General features: G+C 64.8%; 20 protein-coding genes. 15 read left to right on the plus strand and 5 right to left on the minus strand.

Features of this window, described 5'->3' with window-relative positions:
• The first annotated feature begins 23 nt into the window (after positions 1 to 23).
• On the plus strand, positions 24 to 2,747 hold the full coding sequence (locus U741_RS0101480; RefSeq protein ID WP_084154594.1) for a S8 family serine peptidase: 2,724 nt from the start codon (positions 24 to 26) through the stop codon (positions 2,745 to 2,747).
• Between the two features lie 8 nt (positions 2,748 to 2,755).
• Here U741_RS0101480 and U741_RS17535 read toward each other — a convergent pair whose 3' ends face one another.
• Entirely contained in the window at positions 2,756 to 4,069 is a 1,314-nt protein-coding gene (locus U741_RS17535) for a hypothetical protein (protein WP_043110160.1), read from the minus strand.
• 292 nt (positions 4,070 to 4,361) lie between these two features.
• Between U741_RS17535 and U741_RS18145 the strand changes: the two genes are divergently transcribed.
• Together U741_RS18145 and U741_RS0101495 are read left to right on the plus strand one after the other, a co-directional pair.
• Positions 4,362 to 5,270, plus strand: coding sequence for a LysR family transcriptional regulator (locus U741_RS18145; RefSeq protein WP_084154595.1), 909 nt, complete (start codon positions 4,362 to 4,364; stop codon positions 5,268 to 5,270).
• Positions 5,271 to 5,357: 87 nt separating this feature from the next.
• The gene (locus U741_RS0101495) at positions 5,358 to 5,630 is read left to right on the plus strand and encodes a response regulator transcription factor (protein WP_029888728.1); all 273 of its coding nucleotides are present in this window, start codon (positions 5,358 to 5,360) and stop codon (positions 5,628 to 5,630) included.
• Positions 5,631 to 5,653: 23 nt separating this feature from the next.
• On the opposite strand, the gene U741_RS0101500 is transcribed toward U741_RS0101495, so the two are convergent.
• Complete coding sequence (locus U741_RS0101500; protein ID WP_052378393.1) at positions 5,654 to 7,990, minus strand: efflux RND transporter permease subunit; 2,337 nt, start codon at positions 7,988 to 7,990, stop codon at positions 5,654 to 5,656.
• Positions 7,991 to 8,102: 112 nt separating this feature from the next.
• Between U741_RS0101500 and U741_RS0101505 the strand changes: the two genes are divergently transcribed.
• Positions 8,103 to 9,251: an epoxide hydrolase family protein gene (locus U741_RS0101505; RefSeq protein WP_029888730.1), complete on the plus strand. Its 1,149-nt coding sequence runs from the start codon at positions 8,103 to 8,105 to the stop codon at positions 9,249 to 9,251.
• 57 nt (positions 9,252 to 9,308) lie between these two features.
• On the opposite strand, the gene U741_RS0101510 is transcribed toward U741_RS0101505, so the two are convergent.
• Entirely contained in the window at positions 9,309 to 9,917 is a 609-nt protein-coding gene (locus U741_RS0101510; protein ID WP_029888731.1) for a redoxin domain-containing protein, read from the minus strand.
• Between the two features lie 10 nt (positions 9,918 to 9,927).
• On the minus strand, positions 9,928 to 12,003 hold the full coding sequence (locus U741_RS0101515; protein ID WP_043110161.1) for a protein-disulfide reductase DsbD family protein: 2,076 nt from the start codon (positions 12,001 to 12,003) through the stop codon (positions 9,928 to 9,930).
• A 145-nt stretch (positions 12,004 to 12,148) separates the two neighbouring features.
• Between U741_RS0101515 and U741_RS0101520 the strand changes: the two genes are divergently transcribed.
• Positions 12,149 to 12,604, plus strand: a complete 456-nt coding sequence (locus tag U741_RS0101520; RefSeq protein WP_084154597.1) for a DUF1499 domain-containing protein — start codon at positions 12,149 to 12,151, stop codon at positions 12,602 to 12,604.
• Positions 12,601 to 12,981, plus strand: a complete 381-nt coding sequence (locus tag U741_RS0101525; protein WP_029888734.1) for a DUF423 domain-containing protein — start codon at positions 12,601 to 12,603, stop codon at positions 12,979 to 12,981. The genes U741_RS0101520 and U741_RS0101525 overlap by 4 nt, the downstream gene beginning before the upstream one ends.
• Before the next feature lie 9 nt (positions 12,982 to 12,990).
• Here the strand turns inward: U741_RS0101525 and U741_RS0101530 are convergent, their stop codons facing one another.
• Complete coding sequence (locus tag U741_RS0101530) at positions 12,991 to 13,569, minus strand: glutathione peroxidase (protein ID WP_152551458.1); 579 nt, start codon at positions 13,567 to 13,569, stop codon at positions 12,991 to 12,993.
• 70 nt (positions 13,570 to 13,639) lie between these two features.
• On the opposite strand from U741_RS0101530, the gene dusB reads away from it, so the two are divergent.
• The 9 genes from dusB to U741_RS0101575 all read left to right on the plus strand — a co-directional run bounded on the left by dusB (position 13,640) and on the right by U741_RS0101575 (position 22,922).
• Positions 13,640 to 14,632 (plus strand): tRNA dihydrouridine synthase DusB, encoded by a 993-nt coding sequence (dusB, locus tag U741_RS0101535; RefSeq protein ID WP_043110162.1) that lies wholly within the window; start codon positions 13,640 to 13,642, stop codon positions 14,630 to 14,632.
• A 213-nt stretch (positions 14,633 to 14,845) separates the two neighbouring features.
• Positions 14,846 to 17,119 (plus strand): DUF1302 domain-containing protein, encoded by a 2,274-nt coding sequence (locus tag U741_RS0101540; protein ID WP_161776096.1) that lies wholly within the window; start codon positions 14,846 to 14,848, stop codon positions 17,117 to 17,119.
• Entirely contained in the window at positions 17,094 to 17,891 is a 798-nt protein-coding gene (locus U741_RS0101545) for a hypothetical protein (protein ID WP_152551459.1), read from the plus strand. Before U741_RS0101540 ends, U741_RS0101545 begins: the two co-directional genes overlap by 26 nt.
• Entirely contained in the window at positions 17,888 to 18,634 is a 747-nt protein-coding gene (locus tag U741_RS0101550) for a hypothetical protein (protein ID WP_029888739.1), read from the plus strand. The genes U741_RS0101545 and U741_RS0101550 overlap by 4 nt, the downstream gene beginning before the upstream one ends.
• Complete coding sequence (locus U741_RS0101555; protein ID WP_152551460.1) at positions 18,631 to 19,530, plus strand: hypothetical protein; 900 nt, start codon at positions 18,631 to 18,633, stop codon at positions 19,528 to 19,530. The genes U741_RS0101550 and U741_RS0101555 overlap by 4 nt, the downstream gene beginning before the upstream one ends.
• Positions 19,531 to 19,695: 165 nt before the next feature.
• Positions 19,696 to 20,550 (plus strand): Abi-alpha family protein, encoded by an 855-nt coding sequence (locus tag U741_RS18150; protein WP_052378396.1) that lies wholly within the window; start codon positions 19,696 to 19,698, stop codon positions 20,548 to 20,550.
• Positions 20,551 to 20,561: 11 nt separating this feature from the next.
• Positions 20,562 to 21,887, plus strand: a complete 1,326-nt coding sequence (locus U741_RS0101565) for a DUF445 domain-containing protein (protein ID WP_235199849.1) — start codon at positions 20,562 to 20,564, stop codon at positions 21,885 to 21,887.
• A gap of 19 nt (positions 21,888 to 21,906) precedes the next feature.
• Complete coding sequence (locus U741_RS0101570) at positions 21,907 to 22,113, plus strand: hypothetical protein (protein ID WP_029888743.1); 207 nt, start codon at positions 21,907 to 21,909, stop codon at positions 22,111 to 22,113.
• Positions 22,110 to 22,922: an outer membrane lipoprotein-sorting protein gene (locus U741_RS0101575; RefSeq protein ID WP_084154599.1), complete on the plus strand. Its 813-nt coding sequence runs from the start codon at positions 22,110 to 22,112 to the stop codon at positions 22,920 to 22,922. Before U741_RS0101570 ends, U741_RS0101575 begins: the two co-directional genes overlap by 4 nt.
• Positions 22,923 to 22,968: the final 46 nt, after the last annotated feature.

Here is a 22,968-nt window from a genome sequence, read left to right on the forward strand (position 1 = left end):
GACGTCATCTGGGAGATGGGGTCATGCAGAGATACGGGCGCGGCGGCTGTCGTGCAGTGACATTCGGCCTTACCGCCAGCCTGCTGCTCGCCGCCTGCGGCGGCAGCGGCAGCGGCAACCGCAACAACGCGGAGCCGGAGCCCGAACCCACGCCCGTCCCGCAGGGCTTGAGCATCAGCGGGCGGATGCTGGTGCCGGACATCGCGGTGGTGGATTCCGACACCGCCGACACCGACCGGGAACAAATATCGAACGACGCCGTACCGCAAGTGATCGAGGGATCGCGGGCCACGGTCAGCGGCTTCGTTCGATTCACCGAGGACTTGGACGATCCGCAAGCCGATCTGTTCGACAACTATCTGGTAACTCTGGAGCCGGGCCAGGTGGTGAACCTGTTCATCGCCGGCGACGGGCAGGACAACGACCTGGATCTGTTCCTCTACGAAGAAGATGCCGAAATCGGTGACTTCGCGAGCGTCTCGGTCGCGCTCGGCAAGTTCGAGACGGTGATTGCGCCCGAGGATGCCCAAGGCCCCCAGCAGTACCGCGTGCAGGTCTTCGCCTTTTCCGGCAGCTCCAATTACGTACTGACCACTGGGCCCGACACAGTCGGTTTCGTCGAACCCACCCCGCTTGCGGCGGGCCAGGACCTCGCCTTTGTTCCTGGCCAGCTCATCGTGCAGATGAAAGACGCTCCGGCCGACGGCATCGCGGCAAAGGCCCAGGCCAGGTCGCTGGGCGCCAACAGCCTGGCCAGCGTCCCGGGCGGGCCGCAGCTGCTCGACGTCTCGGTGCGGCCCAAGTCGGCCAGCCACGCCGCGCTCACCGGCGCCAGCAACAGCGACAAAGCCCTGGCGCTGGCCACCCTCTACGACCTCAAGACCCTGCAGCGCAACCCGGACGTGGAATACGCGCAGCTCAACCGCATCATGCGCCCGCTGCGGGTGCCCGACGATCCGCTGTTCGCGCAGCAGGCCTGGCACTACAACCTGATCAACCTGCCGCAGGCCTGGGACCTCACCCAGGGCTCCGAAGACGTGCTCGTGGCGGTGCTCGACAGTGGCATTCTGACCGAGCATCCAGACCTGGCGCCCAACCTCGACCCCAATGATCCGGACGGCTACGACTTCATCCAGAACCCGGTCCTTGCCGGCGACGATGACGGGCCGGACGGCGACGCCAGCGACCCCTTCGCGCCCTCGCACGGCACCCACGTGGCCGGCACCATCAGCGCGGCCACCAATAACGGCGTCGGCGTTGCCGGCGTGGGCTGGAACACCCGCATCATGCCGATCCGCGTCATTGGTCCCGGCTTCGACGTCGCCACCCTTTTCGATGTCTTCAACGGGCTGCTCTACGCCGCCGGGCTACCCAACAGCAGTGGCGCGCTGCCGGCCCGCGCCGCCGACATCGCCAACCTCAGCCTGGGCTTGGCCTCTGACCTGACCAGCATCGGCGCCGACCTGCAACCGGATCGTCAGGGCCGCACGCTGTCGCCCTCGTTCTTCGAGATCGACATCCTGCACCGGGTGCGTGAGGCCGGCCTGATCGTGATCGCCGCCGCCGGCAACAATGGTGATCGCTACGCTTTTTTCCCCGCTTCCTACGACGGCGTGATCTCGGTGGGCGCGGTCGACCCGGCGTCGACGCGTTCGGCCTATTCGACCTTCAACAGCGCGGTGGACGTCAGTGCGCCCGGCGGCGGCACCCTCGGCACGCCCGAGGATCAGGTCATCAGCACCGATTCCCAGGCGCGTGATGACGGATCGCTGTCGGCGGTGTATCAAGGCAAAGTGGGCACCTCCATGGCCGCGCCGCACGTCGCGGGGGTGGTGGCGCTGATGAAGGCGGTTCATCCCGGGCTGACGCCGGAGATGCTCGACCAGGTGCTGGCCAGCGGCGCGATCACCCGCGATCTCGGTGCGCCGGGCAAGGACTGGGAATACGGCCACGGCCTGATCGACGCCCACCTGGCGGTGATGGAAGCCCAGCGCCTGGCCGACGGTGGTGTGCCGGGCCCGGCGCTGCAGACGCCGAACCTTGCGGTGGTCTTCCCCTATCCTCAGAGCATTGATGGGAACGATTTCGAACGGGGACCGCGGCCGACGTTGCTGTTTGCACCGGGATTCAGGCAAACATCCGAGGATGGTGAGATAACCGACGCGACGATCGGATTCACGGTTGTCAACGGCGGCACCGGAACACTGGGCGAGGTCAGCGTTTCCAGCGACGTGCCATGGGCCACGATCTCGCTGATGGACACAGATGGCGATGGGATCACCCGCGGTTCGGTTTCGCTGTCGGAGTCCGACTTTGTTACGGGCGGGGGCGATCCCGAACTGGGCGAAGTCTTCGCGATCACGGTCCAGGCGGGCGACGATGTGGTGGAGACGCTGGTCTCGGTTATAGGCACCACGCCGACCGAAGTCGAAGACGAGACCAGTCCGGCTGACCTCGGCCAACTGCGGATGCGCCTGCTCGACAGCACGCAGCAAACCGTGAGGGAGATCCTGGTTTCGCCAAACCCGGAAGGCTTTTACGACTTCGCGTTTGACGATCTGGCGCCGGGCGAGTACGGCCTGCTCGCCGGCACCGACAATGATGGAGACGGCCGCCTGTGCGACGCCGGAGAGGCCTGCGCGGTGTTCCCGCTGCCGGACTCGCCGGGGGTGATCAACGTGCGCGACCGCTCGCAGCGGGACCTGCTGTTCCGGCTTGGCTTCAACGCCTCGGTGTCGGCTGACTGAGCGCGTGCTCAAAAGAATCGCTCGGCCGTCAGCCGCACCATGCTCTCCTCTTCGAGAAAGTTGACGAAGCGGTCGGCGGGCACCCGCTCGAAATGCCGCGCGGTGAGGGCGCCGCGCCAGTTCTGGCCAAAGCGGCGGCTGGCCTGAAGCTGTATCAGGTGATCGTTACCGCTTCGGTCCATGAAAAAGCCGGCTTCGAACACGGTGCCGGGAATGTCGTTGAGGCTGATGCGGGCGGCGACGAACAGGTCATTGTCGCTGCGGCTGTTGATCAAGGTGCGGCGCTCGTCGAACAGGTATTCAGCCAGCGCGGTGACGTCCCAGCCGGTGCTGAAGAAGCGCGGCAAGGCGTATTCGAACCCCGCCACTGCGGCCTGGCTGGCGACCCCACCACGCTCGCGCGCCACGGCCTCGAGCTTTAGCGCCATGCCGCCGACGATGTATTGCGCCTCGACACCGAACTGCCGCAGCCGCGTGTACTGGGGCACCAGCACGATGTTGGCCAGCACCCGGTCGAACAGCTCGACGTCGTCGTCCACCAGTCCCAGCGCTTGCAACACGTCGAGCACCTGATTGGCCAAGGGCGCCTCCGGCACGGTGGCGTCGGCGACCACCTCGCAGTTGGGCCCCTCGGCGGTCCCGGCAAAGCCGCTGCCGCGCCGCAGGCACGGGAGAATGTCGGGATCACGCGCAGTGCCGTCAAACACGCTCAGGTTCAAATCCAGTGCGCCGAAACGCATGCGCAGCCGGCCGGCAACATCGACGCGCCGCTGTCGTTCTGAGGCTTCGTAGCGCGCTTCTTCAGGCGCAAAGTCGAAGCCGACGCGCGGCTGGCCGTCGGGTCCGGGAAAGGTCCGCGCCCGTTGGTAAGGCATCACGAACAGGTCGACGGCGCCAACCTCCGGCAGCCACGTCAGCGCCAACATTGGCTGGCCGAGCTTGGTGTCGCCGGCAATGTCTTCAACGAAGTCGGACTGGTTGATGACGTCGACCAGCTTGCGCGACTCGGTCACGCCCCAGCGCACCTGCGCAAAGCCGGCGAGCGCTTCCCAATCGCGGCCCAGATGCTGGACATAAAGCGAGCGCACATCGCCGTGGCTGCGGCGGTCATCGAGGTTGTCGAGCCGGTAGAACAGCTCGGCTTCAATTCGCGTCTGGCGGTCGTTCCAACTGTGAAAAAGGCTGGGCTTCAGGGCGATCGAGGCGGAGTTTCGATCTTCGTCCTGCTTGAAGAACGCGCGCCCCTGCAGCTCCAGCGCGCCGCCCAGAGCGGCTGCGGAGGCCTCGGCGACGCAGATCGACAGCAGCGCAAACCAGGCCAATCGGCCCCTGCCTGCAAATTGCCACGTTGAGCACCTCATCCCTTTTTCGCCACCTCGTCGGCCACGCCCATGATGACGCCCTGATTGATTACAACCCGCGGTAGATGATGCGAGAAGCGCTGTACCTCCGCCATTTCAGGCGCCATAGTCACGGGGTCGCTTTTCGCAGCTCGCGCGTCGAGGTGTGAGGCCGGTCCGCCGGGAGCGCTCGAACTTATGACACCTGAGCCGCCCGAAACACGAGCGGCTGTCATGCCCAGTGGCTCCTTTACTGCTTGGGACTTCCCGACTGATGACTCACCCGCGCCTCCCCTCTCTGAATCTGATCAGGGTCTTCGAAACCGCAGCCCGTCGCATGAGCTTCAAGGGCGCCGCCGAGGAATTGTTCGTGTCGCCGCCGGCCGTCAGCCACCAAATCAAGGCCCTTGAAGACAGCCTTGGGGTGACGCTGTTCAGGCGGGAAAATCGAAAAATAACGCTGACCGCCGAGGGCAAACGCTACTACCTGCACGTCAAACGCGGGCTGGACCTGATCGACAGCGCGACCCTGGCCGTGCGCAAAGAAAAGAAGAAGCGGCGGTTCTTGGTCAACACCCTGCCCAATATCGCCAGCCTGCTGTTGTTTCCCAACATTCACCACTTTCAGGCCCGATTTCCTGAACTGAACATTCAGATCGACTCCGACGTTGCCCGCATTGATTTCGACACATCCGAGGTCATGGTCGCCATCCGCCACGAGTGCGGCAACGAACCGGGGCTGACCTACCACCCGCTGGTGCGGATTGCCCTGACGCCCATCTGCAGCCGCCGCTACCTTGAACAGCACCCCGGCCTGCGAAAGGCCGACTTCACCGGGTGCCGACTCATCAAGATCTCCGGAGACACCTATCAATGGCCGCGTTGGCGAGCGGAATGGGACGCGCGGTCGGACGTGTCGGATGAGCTGGTGGTCAGCACCGTGCAGGCCAGTATCGAAGCCGTGAAGAACGATGTCGGCGTGGCCATGGGCTATCTGCCAACGGCATATCAGTTCATGCACCGCGACGACGACCTGGTGTTGCCCGTGCCCAAAAAGGTCACCCGGCACGGCGAGTGTTTTCTGACTTACCGCAACGAAGATGCCGGAGACGAGGTCATCAAAACATTCCACGACTGGGTCGTCGGGGTCATTGCGGACGAATGGACAAATAAGAAAATCTAATCCGAGACAGGCCAACTTTTCATTTGTCAGCCCCGCGTTCGGTGGGGAACATGTCGGGCATCCGCAACAGCCAAGACGGTCGCCAAAATGTCGCCACATCAAGCCACTCAAAGCCTGTACCCGTCGCGCGCTGAATCCCTGCCACTCACCCGCCGCGAGCAGGATGTGCTCCGAGAGCTCGCCAAGGGCAACAGCAACAAGCACATCGCCAGAGCGCTGTTCATCAGCGCGTACACGGTGGATGGTTACGTCAAAGTGATCTATCGAAAGCTGGGCGTGCGCAACCGGTCAATGGCCGCCGTGATGGCGGTGCACCATGGCCTGGTGGCGGAGCAATTTCCGACGTCTGTCAATGGTTGAGAAACACATCACGCCGCTCGCCCTCAGGGCTGCGGCGGGCCCGACGCAGGCACGGGCAACGACGGTTTTCCCTCACGGTCAAACCACAGCAACAACGCCGGTAGCAACAGGAAATCGGCAATCAACGCCAGCACGATAATCATCACCGTGAGCATGCCCAAGTGGGCGCTGAGCAGAAAGCTCGACGCCGACAGACAGGCAAAGCCGGCAGCCAGCGTCGCGGTGGTGATCCACAGGGCCGAGCCGACATCGCCAAAGGCGTGACGCACCGCGCCCTCAGGCGACAGGCCGCGATCACGACGGCCCTGCATGAAGCGCGCCAGAAAGTGGATGGAGTCGTCCACCACGATGCCCAGGGTGAGGCTGACCACCACCGCCAGGCTCATGCCCACTTCGCCGACCAACAGGCCCCACAGGCCAAAGCCCATGAGCATGGGCGCGAAATTGGGCACCAAGCTGATGGCGCCGATCCGCCAATGGCGGAAGGCAAGGATGAAGATCAGCGCCACCAGCGAGAATGTGATCAGGTTGCCCCACAGCATCGCCTGAAAATTGCGCTGGGCGATGCGCGCAAACATCACCGGCACGCCGGTGCCGGTGGTCTGCATTTCGGCGGGCCAGTTCGCGGCCATCCACGCCTGCGCACGGTTGTCCAGCTGGCGCACGTCTTCGTTGGTCATCTCGTTGAGGCCCAGCGTGACCCGCGACACCGACTTGTTGAAGTTGACCAGGTGCGAAAGATCAGACCCCGACGGCAAGGCCAGCTCGAACAGCAACAGATATTGCGCGGCCATGTCGCGCTGCGTGGGCAGCCGGTACTTTTGCGGATCGTCGGCGTGCATCACCTGGTTGAGCCGCATCAGCAGCTCGTTGACGGTCGACACCTTGCGCACGCCCGGCTGGTCACGCAGCCAGTCGGCGAAGGCCTGCAGTCGTTCGAGATACGCCGGCTCGCTGATGCCGCCGTCGGCGCCACTGGGCACGGCGTATTCGAGGAATTGCACGCCCATCAGGTGCTGGCCGACGAACTCGGTGTCTTGACGAAAATCGAGCACCGGGCTGAAGAACTTTACGTAGTCGTCGCCGAAGCGATTGAGCGGAATCGCCGCCGTCAGCAGCAGCACGATGACCATGCCGACGCGCCGTATCGGCCGCTGTCGGCGAATCACGAAATCGGCAATGCGCGCCAACTGCAAGGTGCGCAGCGGTCGCCCGGCCGGGCGGGTGATCAACAGCCATGCCGGCAGCAGGGTGAGCGAATAAAACAGTGCCGCCGTGACACCGATGGCGACGAGGTTGCCCAGGTCGCGAAACGGCGGCGAGTCGTTGAGGTTGAACGAGACGAAGCCGACCACGGTGGTCAGCGTGGTCAGCCCCAGGCCCAACAGATTGATGCGCAGCGCGCGGGTCAGCGCTTCGGCAGGACTCGCGTCTGACTCATGTCGAATCTTGAAATAGCTGCTCAGCACGTGCACGCAGTCCGACACCGACAAGGTGAGAATGATCAGCGGCGCGGCCATGGATGCGGTGGTCAGCTGCAAGCCCAGATGCCCCGCCACGCCCAGCGCGGTGAGCGTCGACAGGCCGATCACGCCCAATGTGATGAACATGGGGCTGAAGCCGCGCAGTGACCACCACAGCAGCAGAATCATCAACACCAATGCCAGCGGGTAGCGGTTGCGCAGATCGAAATTGGCGGCGTCGGCCATCGCCTGGTTGAACGGCAGCGAGCCGATTTGATACGTCGACAGCCCGGCGTTGTCGGCCTCGAACTGGCGGGCCAAGGCGCGGATGGCCGCGTTGACTTCGGCGGTTTCGGCGTCGCCATCCTGCCCCGGCAACTCGAAGTAGCCGACCACGGCAGTCACCTCGCCCGATTCGCCGAGCAGGCCGTGCAGCACGCGCGGTTCGGCCAGGGCTTCGCGTTGCAGCAGCGTAAGTTCTTCGGCGCTGAACGGGCCGTCCGGCACCAGCGCTTCGGCCGTCAGGTCATCGCCATCGGCACGCGGGGTGTGAAAGTTGGTGAGGCTGCTGGCACCGGTGGCGAACGGCATCAGCGCCATGTCATCGGTGAGTGCGCGCAGGGCATCGAGGCGCGGATTTTCGAACAGCGAGCCGCTGTCGGCCGACACCGCCAGCACCACGGTATGGCGGCTGCCGAAGTGGCGCTCCAGTGCTTGCTGTGCCTGCAGCGCCGGGTTGTCGTCGCTGAAATAGACCTGGTAGTCGGTGGTGAAACGCAATCCCGGCAGGCCGCTCATGGCGCCCAGCGCCAGCCCGATGGCCAGCGCCGTCCACCACCACGGGGCTTTGATCAGCCAGCGGCTCCAAGTGTCGGCAATCTGCTCGAGACGCGGCATCGGTCGTGCGGGGTGCATGGGGACAGGAAAGCGGGAGGCAGCAGTGTAGGGAGTCTGCGGCTATGGGCGTTATCCTCAGTGTCCCTTTCCAATTGCCCAGGCCCTGAACCGTATGTCGACCAACGCGCTAATCAACCCTTTTCGTGTCGAAGTGCCGCAAGCCGAGCTTGATGATTTGAAACAACGCTTGGCGCGCACCCGCTGGCCCGAGCGCGAGACCGTGAAGGACTGGAGTCAGGGTGTGCCGCTGGCCTCGGCCCAGGCGTTGGTGAAGTACTGGTCTGAACAATATGACTGGCGTCGCTGCGAAGCCGCGCTCAACCGTTACGAGCAGTGGACGACCGAGATTGACGGCGTGTCCATCCACTTTCTGCACGTGCGTTCCAAGCACGAGAACGCGCAGCCGATGTTGCTCACGCATGGCTGGCCGGGTGCGGTGTTGGAGTTTATGAGTGTCATCGAGCCGATGACCGACCCCACCGCACACGGCGGCACGGCCGAGGACGCCTTTCATCTGGTGATTCCGGCACTGCCGGGCTTCGGCTTTTCCGGCAAACCCACGGAGCACGGCTGGTCGGTGCAGAAAATCGCGCAGGCCTGGACCGAGCTGATGGCCCGCCTGGGCTACACGCAATACGTGGCGCAAGGCGGTGACTGGGGCGCAGCGGTGACCACCGCACTGGGCGCCATGCAGCCCGCAGGCCTGCGCAGCATCCACGTCAACTTTCCGTTGGTGATGCCGCAAGACCCCGGCACCGACCTGTCGCCCGCCGAAGTGGGCATGCTGACCTCGATGCAGGAATACGTTGAATGGGACTCGGGCTACTCGCACCAGCAGTCCACCAAGCCGCAGACCCTGGGCTACGGACTGGCCGACTCGCCGGTGGGTCAGGCGATGTGGATCTTCGAGAAATTTCACCGCTGGACCGACAACGACGGTGACCCGCTAAGTGCCCTGAGTTACGACCAGATGCTCGACATCATCACCCTGTACTGGCTGACCAACAGCGCCGCTTCATCGGGGCGCCTTTACTGGGAAAGCTACAAGGCCGGATTTTTCGCCGTGCCCTTGGCGCTGCCAGTGGGCTGCAGCATTTTCCCGAAAGAGTTGTACCGCGCACCGCGCAGTTTTGCCGAGCGCTGCATGTCGCAGATCGTCTACTGGGGCGAAGTCGACAAGGGCGGGCACTTTGCCGCTTTGGAACAACCCGCCCTGTTCGTCAACGAGGTGCGGAACTGGGCGCGCTGCGTTCCGGATTGATCACGGCTGAAACAAAAAGGGCGCCATCACGGCGCCTTTTTTGTTTCAGCGAACCGTTCAGTCCGCGTATTTGATTGAGCAACCGTAAGGCCGGCTGCTGGCCACCGGCACTTCTTTTCCGGCGGCAGTCGCGACCATGGCCAGGTCAAGGTGCGGCACCGCCTTGGCAATGTCGGCGGGGTCAGCGCTGGGAATGCTGTCGATGCCGCCGGCGTAAACCAGCGCGCCCTCGGGGTTGATGACGTACATGTGCGGGGTGGTCCGGGCGTCATACATTTTGCCGGCGCTGCCGTCCTCGTCGAGCGTGACCGCCGAAGGTGCGGCGTTGCGGCTTTCGGTGAGTTCGTCTGCCTTTTCAGGCGTTACGTGACCCTGCTTGCCGGGAGCAGACGAGATGACCGTCAGCCACACCACCTCGTTCTCGGCCGCCTTGCGCTGCAGGCTCTGCATGTTGTCGCTCTCGTAATGCTTCTTGACGAACGGACAGTCGTGGTTGGTCCATTCCAACACCACGGTCTTGCCCTGAAAGTCGCTGATCTGGTGCACGGTCCCGGTGGTGTCGCGCAGCGTTGCATCGGGGGCGGGCTGGCCGATGGTCGGGGCCGCCCAGGCAGCACTGCTGCCGATGGTCAGGGCGGAGGTCATCAGTAAGGCAGTCAATTTCACGGTCGAATCCTCAGGGTGCTGCGGGCGGAGCCGACACCGCGCTGATCACGATGTCGGGCGTCAAGGTTTGCGGCAACACCTGCGGGGTGCTGCCCTTTACGGAAACGAGATAAAGCGGCACGCCTGAACGCTGGTAGCGCTCAAGCACGCGGGTGATGGCCGGATCACTGCGCGTCCAGTCACCTTTCAGATAGGTCACGTCATGATCGCGGAACGCCTGCTGCACGTGGTCGCGGCTCAGCGTGGTGCGCTCGTTGACCTTGCAGGTGATGCACCAGTCGGCGGTGAAGTTGACGAACACGGTCTTGCCCTCCGCGCGCAGCGCGTCGAAGCGCGCGTCGCTGTAGACCGACTCACCTTGCGCAGCCGTGGCGGCTTGCGGGGGCGGCGCGCGCAGTGCCGGTTGCACCAGCACCGCCAGTGCCAGCACGGCGGCCACCACGGTCACCCCCCGCCACGCCTTGCCGGGGCGCGACAGTGCCCATACCGCCATGGCGATGAGCACGATGCCGCCCAGCAGCAGCGCCATCACGCCGGGGCCGGCTTGCTGACCGGCCACCCACACCAGCCACACGGCGGTGAGATACAGCGGAAAGGCCATGAACTGCTTGAAGGATTCCATCCACGCGCCCGGCTTCGGCAACAGGCGTGCGGCGGCCGGCACAAAGCCGATCAACAGGAATGGGCTGGCCAGCCCCAACCCCAGCGCGGCGAACACGGCGGCTGCCGTCAGCGGATCCTGCACCAGCGCAAAGCCCAGCGCCGTGCCCATGAACGGCGCGGTGCAGGGGCTGGCGACCACCACCGCCAACACGCCGGTAAAGAATGACCCGGTTGCGCCATTGGCCTGGGTCAGGTTTTGCCCCATACCGGTCCAGCGGCCGCCCAGCGCAAACAGGCCTGACAGCGACAGGCCCAGCGTGAACATCACGTAGGCCAGCGCGCCCACCACCACGGGCGACTGCAACTGAAAGCCCCAACCGATCGCCGCACCACCGGCGCGCAGGCCGAGCAACAGGGCGGCGATGCCGACACAACTGACAATTACGCCCGCCGTGTACGCCAGCGCGTGCACCTGCCGGTGACGCGCCGACTGGTCGCGGCTGCGGATCACCGCCATCGCCTTGAGCGACAGCACCGGGAAGACGCATGGCATCAGGTTGAGAATCAAGCCGCCGGCGAAGGCCAGCAGCAGCACCCACGCCAGTCCGGGTGCATTGGGCGATTTCACCTCCGGCGCGGCTTCGTTGGCCGGGGTCGTGCTGGCCGAAACCGGCGCCACCTCGCCCGCCGTGCTGCGCAGACTGAAGGCCTGCGTCGGCGCATCGTCAGTCCGCACCACGACGACGCCATCGACCGTGTCGCCAACGCCGCCGTGAAACGCGCTGAGACTTTGGCTGAGGCGTAGCACGCCGTCGTCGATCACGATGCGCTGCGGCTGCGCATGGTCGACGAGATCGTTGGGAATCGGGAAATATTCGACGCGGTCCGCCGCCGTCCACGGACCGGGGATGGCGAGGCTGAAGCTGTTGCCGCTCACGGCATGCAACGGCGCCTCACCCGGCCAGTCCTGCGGCAACTGCGCGCGGGCCTCGCTGAACACCTCGGCGCTGTCGGCATCGCGCTCGACATCAGCGGACACCGGCGCATCAAGGCTCAGCGTTGCACTGCCGGGAATGCAGACATCCGAGCAGACCAGCCAGTTGACCTTGGCACTCAGGTTTGCCGTGTCACCGGCCAGGCCTCGGGTGGTCAGCGGCACCAGATGCAGGGTCGGATCGCTGTAGCCGTAATTGGTGAGCGGGCCCAGTGCTTCGGCGTGCGGATAGGGCCAGCGAATCTCACCGGCGCTGATGGCGCCGGGCAACGTCCACTCGATGCGCGTTGCCAGCCCGGAATCACCCGGGTTCTGCCAATACACGTGCCAACCTTTTTCCGGGCTCAGCAGCACGCCCGCCCATTGCCTGCCGTCGGAGGCGAGCCCGCGATCCTCGAGCAACAGCTCGGCGCGCACGTGCGGCGCATCGACAGCCTGTTGTGCGCCCACCGCGCTCGCCATCAGCAGGCCGAGGGCGACCCATCCCATCCGATCATTCACGCTTGAAGTTCCGAAGACAAAGAGGGCTGACCTGCCGCCATGCGCACTATGACGCCGTGACGTGGCTCGCGGTTCCCCGGAGGGCGCCGTATTGTAGAGGGCCGAGTTTGGCGAAACCCCGAGAACCCCGCGGATGAACAACATTTCCCCTTGGCGTGGACGCGTCATCACCCTGGCCTGTGTCGGCTTGGCCGGGTGCGCGCTGGGGCAAGCGCAATTAAGACCCGAGGGCGGCGCCATGGCCGATTGCGTGGACGGGCCGCACTGTGTGTCGAGTCAAGCCACCGATCCGAATCGTCATGTGGAACCGCTGCGCTACGCCGGCAGCCAGGCTGCCGCCGAGCAGGCGCTGCTGGCCGAGTTGCAAGCGCTGCCGCGCGCCGAGGTGATCACCCATGACGCCGGCTACATCCACGCCGAAGTAACCTCGTCGATCATGGGATATGTCGACGATGTGGAGTTCGTGTTCTTGCCCGAACAACGCATCGACGTGCGTTCATCCAGCCGAATTGGGTATTACGACTTCAACGTCAACCGCAAGCGCGTCGAGCGGTTGCGGGACGGCTTCAACGCGAGGATGAATCCATGACGCCTTTATGGCTGGCACTGGCAGGGGCTTACGGCGCCGTGGGCGTCGCGCTGGGGGCATTTGGCGCCCACGGGTTGCGCGCACGGGTGACGCCCGAGCGCCTGGCCGTGTGGCACACCGCCACCGAATATCACCTGCTGCACGCGGTGGTGTTGCTGGGGCTGGCGCTGTGGCTGCGCATCGCGCCGCAGGCGCCCCTGGTCAGCGCGGCAGCGGCCTGCATCGCGGCCGGGGTGCTGGTGTTCTCGGGCAGCCTTTACGTCTTGGTGCTGGCCGACCTGCGCTGGCTGGGCGCGGTGACGCCGCTGGGCGGTGTGCTGCTGATCATCGGCTGGGTCTTGATTGTGGTGGCCGCGTTTCGCCAGCCGGCACTGTGAGGCGCTGCACTAACCGCCCAGCGCCTCATCAATGGCGCTGACCAATCGGTTGTCGTCGGGGCTGATGCGTGACGGCCATTCGCCAAGCACTTTGCCGTCGCGGCCAATCAGGTACTTGTGGAAGTTCCACTGCGGCGCCTGCCCGGTCTCGTCCCGCAACGCCCGGTAAAGCGGAATCGCCCCGTCGCCGGTGACCTGACTGCGCGTGTACATCGGAAAGCTGACACCAAAGTTCACCTTGCAGAACTTGGCAATGTCGGCGTCGTCGGCATACTCCTGCCCGCCAAACTGGTCGCTGGGCACGCCAATGACGGTGAAGCCGCGTTTGCGGAAGCGCTGATGCAGGGTTTCCAGCCCGTCGTACTGTGAGGTGAAGCCGCACTGGCTGGCGGTGTTGACCACCAGCACCACATCACCCAGATGGCGGCACAGCGACACCGGTTCGTCGGTGAGCAGGGGTTGCAGGTCGCTGGCCAGCGGCGTGTCGGCACAGTCGGCCTGTTCGGCGGCCCGTGACGCATTCGAGGTCAAGCCCAGTGCCATCAGGATGCCCAGCCAGACGAGACGATTGAGGGATTTTATGTCCATGCTCCATGGCGTTAGAGGGTCAGACTGCCTGCGAGTTGGGCTTTTGGCCAATCGTCGTTGAAAATGGCGCATGCAGATCGGTCCCTACACGCTGAATGGTCAGGTGATGCTCGCGCCGATGGCGGGGGTCACCGACCGTCCGTTTCGCCAGTTGGCGCGGCATTTCGGCGCCGCCTTGGCGACCTCGGAGATGACCAGCGCCGACCCGACGCTGTGGCAGACCGAGAAGTCGCGCCTGCGCCGCGACCACGAAGGCGAGGCCGGCCCCATCAGCGTGCAGATTGCCGGCTACTGCCCCGACATGCTCGCCGAGGCGGCGCGCTTCAATGTCGATCACGGCGCGCAGATCATCGACATCAACCTCGGCTGCCCGGCGAAGAAAGTCTGCCGGGTGGACGCGGGCTCGGCGCTGATGCGGGATCCGGCCCTGGTGCGCGCCATCTGCGAGGCCGTCGTCGCGGCCGTGCCGGTGCCGGTGACCTTGAAGATGCGCACCGGCTATTGCCCGCAGCAGAAGAACGCTTTGGCCCTGGCGCTGATGGCCGAGGCGTCGGGCATTCAGGCACTCGCCATTCACGGCCGCACCCGCGACCAGCAATACAACGGCGCCGCCGAACACGAGACCGTGGCACTGATCAAATCGCAGGTCGACATTCCGGTGATCGCCAATGGCGACCTCGACACGCCGCAGCGCTGCGACCAGGTGCTGCGCGCCACCGGCTGCGACGCGGTGATGCTCGGCCGCGCGGCGCAGGGTCGCCCATGGATCTTTGCCGAGATCAATCATTTTCTGGCCACCGGCGTGCAGGTGCCGCCGCCGGATGTGTCCACGCTGGCCGCGGCTTTTCTGGGCCATCTCGACGCGCTCTATGCCTTTTATGGCGAGCCACGCGGCGTGCGCGTGGCGCGCAAGCACATCGGCTGGACCTGCCGCAGCCTGCCGCGTGGTGAGACGTTCTGGCAGGCGGTGCGGACGCTGGATGACGCCGCACAGCAGCGCGCCACGGTGGAGGACTTCTTCAAACAGGCCTGCACGCTGGCACCCACCAGGATGGCCGCCTGACGCGCTGCGGCGCGATGTCGGAGTTCCTTGACACCGTGACAGAGATTGATGTCATAGTTCCTGCGGTTCTGCGCTGACACCGGAATGCCCCCCAGTTGCCATAACGGGCATCGTCTTCGCGAAACGCCGTGGGCAGCCTTGCGGCTGTCGGCAAACGTTAACCGGGTCTGCAAGCGAGGCAGGCCGGTCTACATGTGGGGGAGCGCAGTGCGATTGACCACTTTGAAATACGCGGTGGCGGCGTCAGCCATGCTGGCGGCGCAGTCGGCTGCGGCGCTCACGTTTGATCTCGACTGGGCGCCGGGCCTGGTGCTCGACTGGGACAACAAGCTGGCGCTGGGCGCGCAGTGGCGCGTGTCGGAGCGCAATGACAACTTCATCGGCAAGTCCAACCTCGATCCGGACTTGTGCGCGCCGGACGCGTGCATCTCGCTCAACCGCAACAACCTTGAACCGCACGAACGCTGGATGGCCGCGCCGGGCGCGTCGTGGCAGATCGGCGATGAAGCCAACCTCACCCACGACCAGGGCGACATCACCAGTGCGGTCAGCCGCTGGCGCTCGCACCTCAATCTGAAAAGCGACGACGGACGCTGGGGCGTCAATCTGGGTTGGCAGGTGTTCTACGATCGCATTCTGGACCGGGTTGATCTGGCCCAGCCCAACCTGATTGTCGAAGAAGGCCCGGCGCCGGGCATTGCCACCACGTTGCGCGTGCCGCGCACGGCGCAGCGTGACAACGGGCGGCAGTTCGACCTACGCGAGGCCAATGTGTATTTCAGGGTGCCGTCGTTCAACGAAGGCGAGATCGACGTGCGCATTGGGCGCCAGCACCTCAACTGGGGCGAGGCGTTGTTTGCCATTTCGGGCACGCTGAACTTCGTCACCCCGGTGAACTTCAACAACTTCTTTCGCCCGACGATGGACCTCGACGAGGCCGTCGATCCGGTGGCGATGATCACCGCGTCAACGGCGCTGACCGATGGCCTGTCGGTGGAGGCGTTCTACCAGCTCGAATGGCGCCCTTACACCTTGCCCTCGCGCGGTTCGCTGGGCTCGTTCATCGTCGATCTGGGCACCGACCCGGAGAACCGCGGCGCGCTCACCGATGATTCGTTTCCGCTGCCCTTCGGCAAGACGCCGGAAGACCCCCAGCAACTGCAGCGCGAACTGACGCCAGTGGTCGGGCTGATCAGCGATTCGGCAGCGTCCATCCCGCGGCTGGGCAATGCCGAGCCACGCAGCAGCGGCCAGTACGGCGTCAAGCTGACCTACTTCACCGATAACGTGCTGGGCGGCACCGAGTTCAGCGCCTTTTTCGCCAACTACCATGCGCGCCTGCCGACGGCGAGCTTTTTGGCTGCCGACGCCACCTGTGCGGCGAGTGAGTCCAGCGCCACCGGCCAGGACGCGGCCGCCGGGATTTTCCCGCTGGGACTGATCAATTTCTTGAATGCCTGCGGTCGCTCGGTCGCCAACCCGACCGACCTGATTTCACTGTTGCAAAGCCTGGCGGGCGATGACCCCAGCCTGGTCGGTGAGGGCTTTGATGCCTTGCCGATATCGACGGCGCGGGTGTTCCTCGAATACCCCGAAGACATCCAGGTGTTCGGTCTGGGCTTCAACACCGCGGCGCTGGGCCTGAGCTGGACCGGCGAGTTGGCCTTCCGGCCCGATCACCCGTTCCAGGTCGACCTTGAAGACGTGTTTTTCACCGCGCTGCAACCGGTGTTTCCGCGTGACGAACTGGCGCTGTTCCCCGAAGAGGCGTCGGCACTTGACCCCATCCTCAGCCTGCTGGCACCGGCCTTCGGCCTGCCACTGGACCAGTTTGCCGGGGCCACCTTCACCGACCGCCGCAATGCGTTGCCCGACTACCTGACCGCCTATCGCGGCGGCACGCCGGGCGAGGTCGAGCCGGGTTCGTACATTCGGGGCTACGAAGAGTTTGACTACTGGCAGGCGAGTGTCGGCGGCACTTTCATCTTCGGCACCGAGCGTCGCTATGTGGGCGCCGACCAGATGGCGTTGATTTTTGAAGCGGGGGCGACGTACGTGCCCGGCCTGCCGCGCCTTGACCAGTTGCAGCTCGACAGCCTGGCCACCACCAACACCCACTTTTCGCCCGGCATTGAAGAGACCCGCGACGCGCTCAAGCTCAACCCCTTCCAGAACGCTGGAAACGGCTTTCCGACGCGTTTTGCCTGGGGCTACAAGGTGGCGGCGATCTGGAGCTACGACAACCTTTGGCTCGACGGACTGCGGCTGCGGCCGCAGGTGATTCTGTTCCACGACGTGAGCGGCATCACCCCGGGACTGGGGGGCAATTACCAGCAGGGGCGCAAGATCGCGCTCGCCGGGCTCAACTTCAATTTCCGCAACACCTGGAGCTTCTCGGTCGACCAGTTCATTTTCTTTGGCGGCGGTGATGGCAACCGCCTCCGCGACCGGGATTTCGTCAATGTCGCAATTGCTTACCAGTTCTAGGCGGCCAGGCCGCCGTCTCAGCAGCGCGCGCAGGCAGCGCGGCGGGCTGCTGTTCTGGGCGTTGGTGGTGTTGGTCGGGGCCGCCGTCGGCGCAGCGCTGGTCTTTCATTTCGTCATCCGCCATCTGCAAGCGCAGTTGCTGGTGACCAACGAAACCTTGATGGCCTATGTCGACCAGCCGCTGGAGATCGAGGCCAGCGTGCTCAACCAGCTCGACATCCGGCTCGACGAGACGGTCAGCACCCGGGTGCCGGTCGACACGCTGCTGAGCGTGCCGGTCGAGCAGGCGCTGGAACTCGATGCCGTCTTCGACGCGGTGGTGCCGATCCGTGTCGACGTGCCGGTCGAGGACACGATTTACCTCGAGCAGGATGTCGACATCGACACCATCGTGCAGGCCGACCTGCTGGGCGAAACCTTTGATCTGCCTTTGCGTGGAAGCTTTCCGGTGCGCGCCGAAGTGCCGGTGACCATCCTGGTGCCCATCGACCAGAACGTGCGACTACGCTTCACCGCACCGATCAAGGCGCGCATGCGGCAAAACCTTGAAGTGCCGCTGAAAACCGAAATCGTCGCCGACGTGCCGCTGAGCACGCAGATGAGCGTGCCGGTGCTGAACGACCTGCTGGTGACCGCCGAGGTCGACAAGTCGCCGCTGCTTGAGGTGAAACTGAACTATGCCGATCTGCTGATCCCGGTCGGCAAGGTCGGGTTCGGCTGGGCCGATGACGACGCACCCGATGCGACACCCACGCCGGAGCCAAACCCGTGAGCGGCGCGCGAAGGGTACGCCAGCGCGGCGTCAGCCTGTGGGCGGTGCTTGGGGTGCTGCTGCTCGCGGGTGTGGCCGGCGCGCTGATCGCGTGGTGGGTCATCAGCCGCGTCGACCTGCGCCTGATGCTGCGCGATCAGCCGGCGATGGTGGTGATTCCGCAAGACCTGACCGGCACCGCGCGGGTCAATGGCAACCTCGACCTGAAGCTTGAAGAGACGATCAAGACCCAGGTGCCGGTCGATCAGCCGGTGACCATTCCGCTGGATGACACGCTGAATATCATCGTGCACTTTGACGGCGACATTCCGCTGAAAATGAATGTGCGGCTCAACGACACCATTCCCCTGCAGCAGGTCGTGGACCTCAATACCACCGTCGAAGCCTTTTTGCCGGAATTGGGCACCACGCTGAAGATTCCACTGCGCGGCAAGGTGCCCATCGACACGATGGTCCCGGTTGATATTTCGGTGCCGGTCGATCAGACGGTGCGCCTCAAGTTCACCACGCCCGTGACCGCCCGAATACGCCAAGACCTGACCGTGCCACTGCGCACCGTGATTGATGCTGAGGTGCCCATTGATGCCAACTTCAGCGTGCCGGTGCTCAACGATTTGTCCGCCCGTATTCGCATGCCGAGCACGCCCAGCAAGGCCGTGATTGTCGAGGGCGACTTGACCTTGCCGCTGCGCTCACTGCAACTGGGGCTCGATGAAAACCGCAACGCGGAGGACGCGCCGTGAGTCGGCGCGGATTCCGCCGCTCGCCGTTGACCCGGCAAGATCAGCCCTCGCCCGAGACGCCAGTGGTGCGCGACAACGACGTGACGCTCAACAAGCCCGGCAACGACCGGCGCATGGGCTGCTTCGGCTGGTTGCTGTCGGCCGGCGTGCTGCTGGGCATGTTGGTCGCGGGCGTGTGGCTGGCGTGGTGGGTTTGGTTGCACGTGGTGATCAACATCCCCATCCAGAATCAGGAGGCGGGCATCACCCTGCCCCCCCAATTCAAGGCGACAGCCCGGGTCAGCAACATGCTCGATGTCGCCATGGACGGCGAAATCGACGCCTCAGTGCCGTTCAAGCAGACCCTGACGGTGCCGCTGCGCGGCCGCTATGACTTCGATGTCGTGATGGACGCCAAGGTGCCGGTGCAGTTCGAGGTGCTCTACGAGGGCGTGATTCCGGTCGATACCTCCGCCGACGTCACGATCCGTACCGGCATCAACTACAAGAACCTCAAATCGCTGCGCAACCTCACCATCGAAACGTCGCTGCCGCTGAAGTTTCCGTTGCCGGTGAACCTGAAGATTCCGGTGGACGATGTCATCGACCTGACCTACACCGGGCACCTGTCGGCCGACATCGATCAAGACCTGCTGGCGCCGGTCGATACCGTGCTGCGCACCCGGCTGCCCATCAACCAGACGATCCGCACGCCGGTGACGGCGGCCATCCCGCTCGACGTAAGGCTGGACCAAAAACAGGTGCGGATGATCATCACCGACCTGCAGGTGCCACTGCGGCCCAGCGTGATGCTCGGCTTCGGTGTCGCCGACGATGCCGCGCGCGACGGCCCGGTGCGGGTCGACAATCCTTACGGCCCGCTGGACCTTCAGCCACCACAGGAGGGCGGTCAATGAAAGGCTGCGTGCGCCGGCCGATGCGGTTGCGCGGCCATGGAATGAAGCGGTGTTGATATGGCAGTGTAGATTGCGGTCGTACTCGCAAGTGCGCCGTGGTGATGCGTCCGTGAGCGGCATCGCAAGCAGGCAAATAATTCGATTCTTGAGTGGAGGCGGACGGCAATGACAGACCAACCCAGCGGGCGCAAGTCTCGATCCGCCACCGGCCGCACGGCCGTGTCGACCGAGACCTTGCCGGCCCGTGTTGGCGAGTTCGCCGGGTTTCTTGGCAAGGTGGCCGAGCGGGTCGCCGCCAACGCCCGCGCCACAGGCGTTGGCGGCAAGGCGGCCGAACAGTTCCGCAAGGCTGAGCAGGGCCTGCTGCGCACCCTCAAGCAGCGCATGGAAGATGCCGGCCGCGACGAAGAAGGGCAGGCCAGCTACGTGTCGTCGGACGGCAGCGAGGTGTCACGCACCTTCGTGATTCCGCTGCTGCAATCGCCCAAGCGCATTCTTGACGAGCTGTTGCAGCGCTCGGTCGACCAGACGCGTGAACAGGCCGAAGAAGATCTGTATTCGGTGATGCTCAGCGAACTGGTGCCCGACGAGGCGCGCATCCTGGCGCTGCTGTCCAGCGGCGAGCCACAGGCACTGGTGCACATCGGCGTGGGCTCGCCCATCGGCACGCCGGGCCGGCTGGTGGCCGAGAACTTCTGCAGTGCCGGGCGCCCCGCGCAGCTCAAGTTGCAGCACTGCGTGCGGTTGTACGTGTCGCACCTGATGGCGCTCAATCTGGTCGAAGAAGGGCCCGAAGATCCGGCGCTGGAGTCGCGCTACCAGATCATGGAAGGCGAGCGCGAGTTTCGCGATGCCGTGGCCCACGCGCGGCGCCATACCCGCATGTCGGTGCGCATCATCCGGCGCACCCTGGTCATGTCAGAAATGGGTCGGCGCTTGTGGGCGACCTGTACCGAAGGACAACAGGCGGCCGAAGAGCCCGCCGGTTTCAGTGCGTCGCCACTCAGCGCGATTCGATAAGGGGAAGAACAATGCTTGCAGCAGCGTGGACCGATTTTCAACTGAACATGTGGTTGTACCTGTCGATGCCCATCACCAGCGGCGTGGTGGGCTACGTGACCAACGTCATCGCGCTGAAGATGATGTTTCACCCACTGGAGTTTTTCGGCATCAAGCCGCCGTATCTCGGCTGGCAGGGCATCGTGCCGCGCAAGGCCGGCAAGATGGCGAGCATCGCCTGCGACACCATCGTGCCGAGGCTGGTGTCGGAGCGCGAAATTTTCTCCCGGCTCGACCCGCAACGTGTTGCGGCAGAAATTGAAGGACCGATCGTGCAGTTGGTCGATCAGCTGCTCGAAGAGCTGATGACCGAGTACGAGCCGACCCTCTGGGAGACCCTGCCGCTGTCGGCGCGTGCGCTGATTGCCAAGCGGGTCAAGAACGACGCGCCTGATGTCGTCGCAGCGGTAATGGACGACTTCAAGACCCATGTCGACACCATCTTCGACCTGAAGGACATGGTGGTGACCACGTTGATGCGCGACAAGTCGCTGATCAACAAGATCTTCCTGGAAACCGGCAAGCAGGAGTTCATTTTCATCGAGCGATCGGGGTTTTATTTCGGGTTCGTCTTTGGCATTTTCCAGATGATCGGCTGGACCTTTTTCAAGGCGCAGTGGCAGCTGCCCCTGTTCGGGTTGCTGGTGGGCTACGCCACCAACGTGATCGCGCTGCAAATGATTTTCAGGCCACAGACGCCGATGCGCTTTCTCGGCACCACCATCCACGGGCTGTTCTTCAAGCGCCAGAAAGAAGTGTCACGCGACTACGCGAGGCTGATTGCCGACGAGATCATGACGCCTTCAAACATCATCGAATCGGTGCTCAAAGGCCCTTATGCCGACCGTGTCTTCAACATGATTTCGAAGCACGTCAAAAAGGTGATCGACGATCAGTCGGGCCTGGCGCGACCCTTCGTGGCATGGACCATCGGCACCCGCCGGTACATGGACATGAAGACCACGGCGGCGCATCGCATCGTGCGCCACCTGCCCGAGGCGACCCGCAAGATCGACCATTACGCCAAAGAAGCCATGTCCATCGCCGACACGCTGGCCGGTCGGCTGGAGGTGCTGCCGGCCCCCGAGTTCGAGGGCATGTTGCGCCCGGCCTTCAAGGAGGACGAGTGGATCTTGATCACCGTGGGTGCGGTGCTGGGTTTCCTCGTCGGTGTCGGCCAGTTGCTGGTGTTTTCGGTGCTGGGCAAGGCGCCCGAGCCGACGACACCCGAAGTGCAAGGCGCGCTCGACGCGCTGACGCCGGTCGCACAACTGTTGTCGCAATGGCCCTGGGCCTGAGCCGCGTAGGCTGACGCGCATGGACCCGATCATGGTGCTCTTGCTGCTGCTGTCCGCGCTGGTGGGCGGCGTGATCGGCGTCTGGCAGGCGCGGCGCAGGGTGCATGCGCGGGTGCGGGCGCACATCGAAGCGGCTGTCGATGCGCGGCTGGCCGAGCGTTTCGGCACGCGCGGCGAGACGCCCGACAAGACGCCGCCCCCCGCGGCGCGCGCCCCCGAGAAATGAGACGTCTGCCGCAGCTGATGCTGGCTTTGGCTCTGAGCCTGCTAGGGCCGTCGGTCGCCGCGCAGGCGAGCGGCGTCGAGACCCTCACCGAGTGTCTGCGCGACAACGTGCCGCCCGCGTGGGCGGCGCGTGTCGACGTGCGCGTCCGTCAGGCCGACGGAAGTCAGGAGTTGCGGCGCCTGGTGTATGCCACCCGCGAGCGCGGCCGCACGCCACAGGCTGATCACTGGGTACGCATGCTGGCGCCCGACAGCCTCGCCGGGGTGGTTCACCTGTTTCGCCAGCAGGATGACGGGTGGTCGCGGTGGAGCTACCTGCCGGCGTTGAAGCGCGTCAGCCGGGTCAACAGCCAGGGCGGCGCATCGGCGACCTTGGACGAAATTGTCGGCATCCGCGACCTCGACGGCATGTTGCGCTGGTCCGAGGGCGCCACCATTCAGCTTGCCGCGCCGCGCGAGGAAGGCGGACGCCAGGTGCGGCCGGTGAATGCGACGCGCCGCGTTGGCAGCGGCGCATCGGCAGGGTTCGAGCGGATGCGCGGCCTGATCGACGTGGAGCGCTGCGTGCTGCTCGAAGCCAAGTGGCGTGACCGCGATGATCGTGAAACGCGCAGCGCCACGGTCGAGCGCGCCAGCCTGCGGCAGTTCGGCCGCCACTGGTTGCCGCAGCGCATCGACGTTGAGCAGTCTGACGGCGTGACGGCACAGGTACGCTTGCAGCGCGCCGTGATTGCGCCCGACTTCGACGCCGACACCTTCGAATCAGAGGATTTTCACAACGTCACAGCCCGGCAGCTCGGCCTCGACTAGGGTCCCTTGGCAAGGGCGGCGCGCTGGGGCGCGCATCCACCCATCG

This window comes from Polycyclovorans algicola TG408 (assembly GCF_000711245.1).
GTDB lineage: Bacteria > Pseudomonadota > Gammaproteobacteria > Nevskiales > Nevskiaceae > Polycyclovorans > Polycyclovorans algicola.

Coding starts and splice junctions, on each gene's coding strand:
- U741_RS0101480 (WP_084154594.1), top strand. CDS start 24: ATGCAGAGATACGGGCGCGGCGGCTGTCGTGCAGTGACATTCGGCCTT.
- U741_RS18145 (WP_084154595.1), top strand. CDS start 4,362: ATGACTCACCCGCGCCTCCCCTCTCTGAATCTGATCAGGGTCTTCGAA.
- U741_RS0101495 (WP_029888728.1), top strand. CDS start 5,358: ATGTCGCCACATCAAGCCACTCAAAGCCTGTACCCGTCGCGCGCTGAA.
- U741_RS0101500 (WP_052378393.1), bottom strand. CDS start 7,990: ATGCCGCGTCTCGAGCAGATTGCCGACACTTGGAGCCGCTGGCTGATC.
- U741_RS0101505 (WP_029888730.1), top strand. CDS start 8,103: ATGTCGACCAACGCGCTAATCAACCCTTTTCGTGTCGAAGTGCCGCAA.
- U741_RS0101515 (WP_043110161.1), bottom strand. CDS start 12,003: ATGGGATGGGTCGCCCTCGGCCTGCTGATGGCGAGCGCGGTGGGCGCA.
- U741_RS0101520 (WP_084154597.1), top strand. CDS start 12,149: ATGAACAACATTTCCCCTTGGCGTGGACGCGTCATCACCCTGGCCTGT.
- U741_RS0101525 (WP_029888734.1), top strand. CDS start 12,601: ATGACGCCTTTATGGCTGGCACTGGCAGGGGCTTACGGCGCCGTGGGC.
- U741_RS0101530 (WP_152551458.1), bottom strand. CDS start 13,569: ATGGACATAAAATCCCTCAATCGTCTCGTCTGGCTGGGCATCCTGATG.
- dusB (WP_043110162.1), top strand. CDS start 13,640: ATGCAGATCGGTCCCTACACGCTGAATGGTCAGGTGATGCTCGCGCCG.
- U741_RS0101545 (WP_152551459.1), top strand. CDS start 17,094: ATGTCGCAATTGCTTACCAGTTCTAGGCGGCCAGGCCGCCGTCTCAGC.
- U741_RS18150 (WP_052378396.1), top strand. CDS start 19,696: ATGACAGACCAACCCAGCGGGCGCAAGTCTCGATCCGCCACCGGCCGC.
- U741_RS0101565 (WP_235199849.1), top strand. CDS start 20,562: ATGCTTGCAGCAGCGTGGACCGATTTTCAACTGAACATGTGGTTGTAC.
- U741_RS0101570 (WP_029888743.1), top strand. CDS start 21,907: ATGGACCCGATCATGGTGCTCTTGCTGCTGCTGTCCGCGCTGGTGGGC.
- U741_RS0101575 (WP_084154599.1), top strand. CDS start 22,110: ATGAGACGTCTGCCGCAGCTGATGCTGGCTTTGGCTCTGAGCCTGCTA.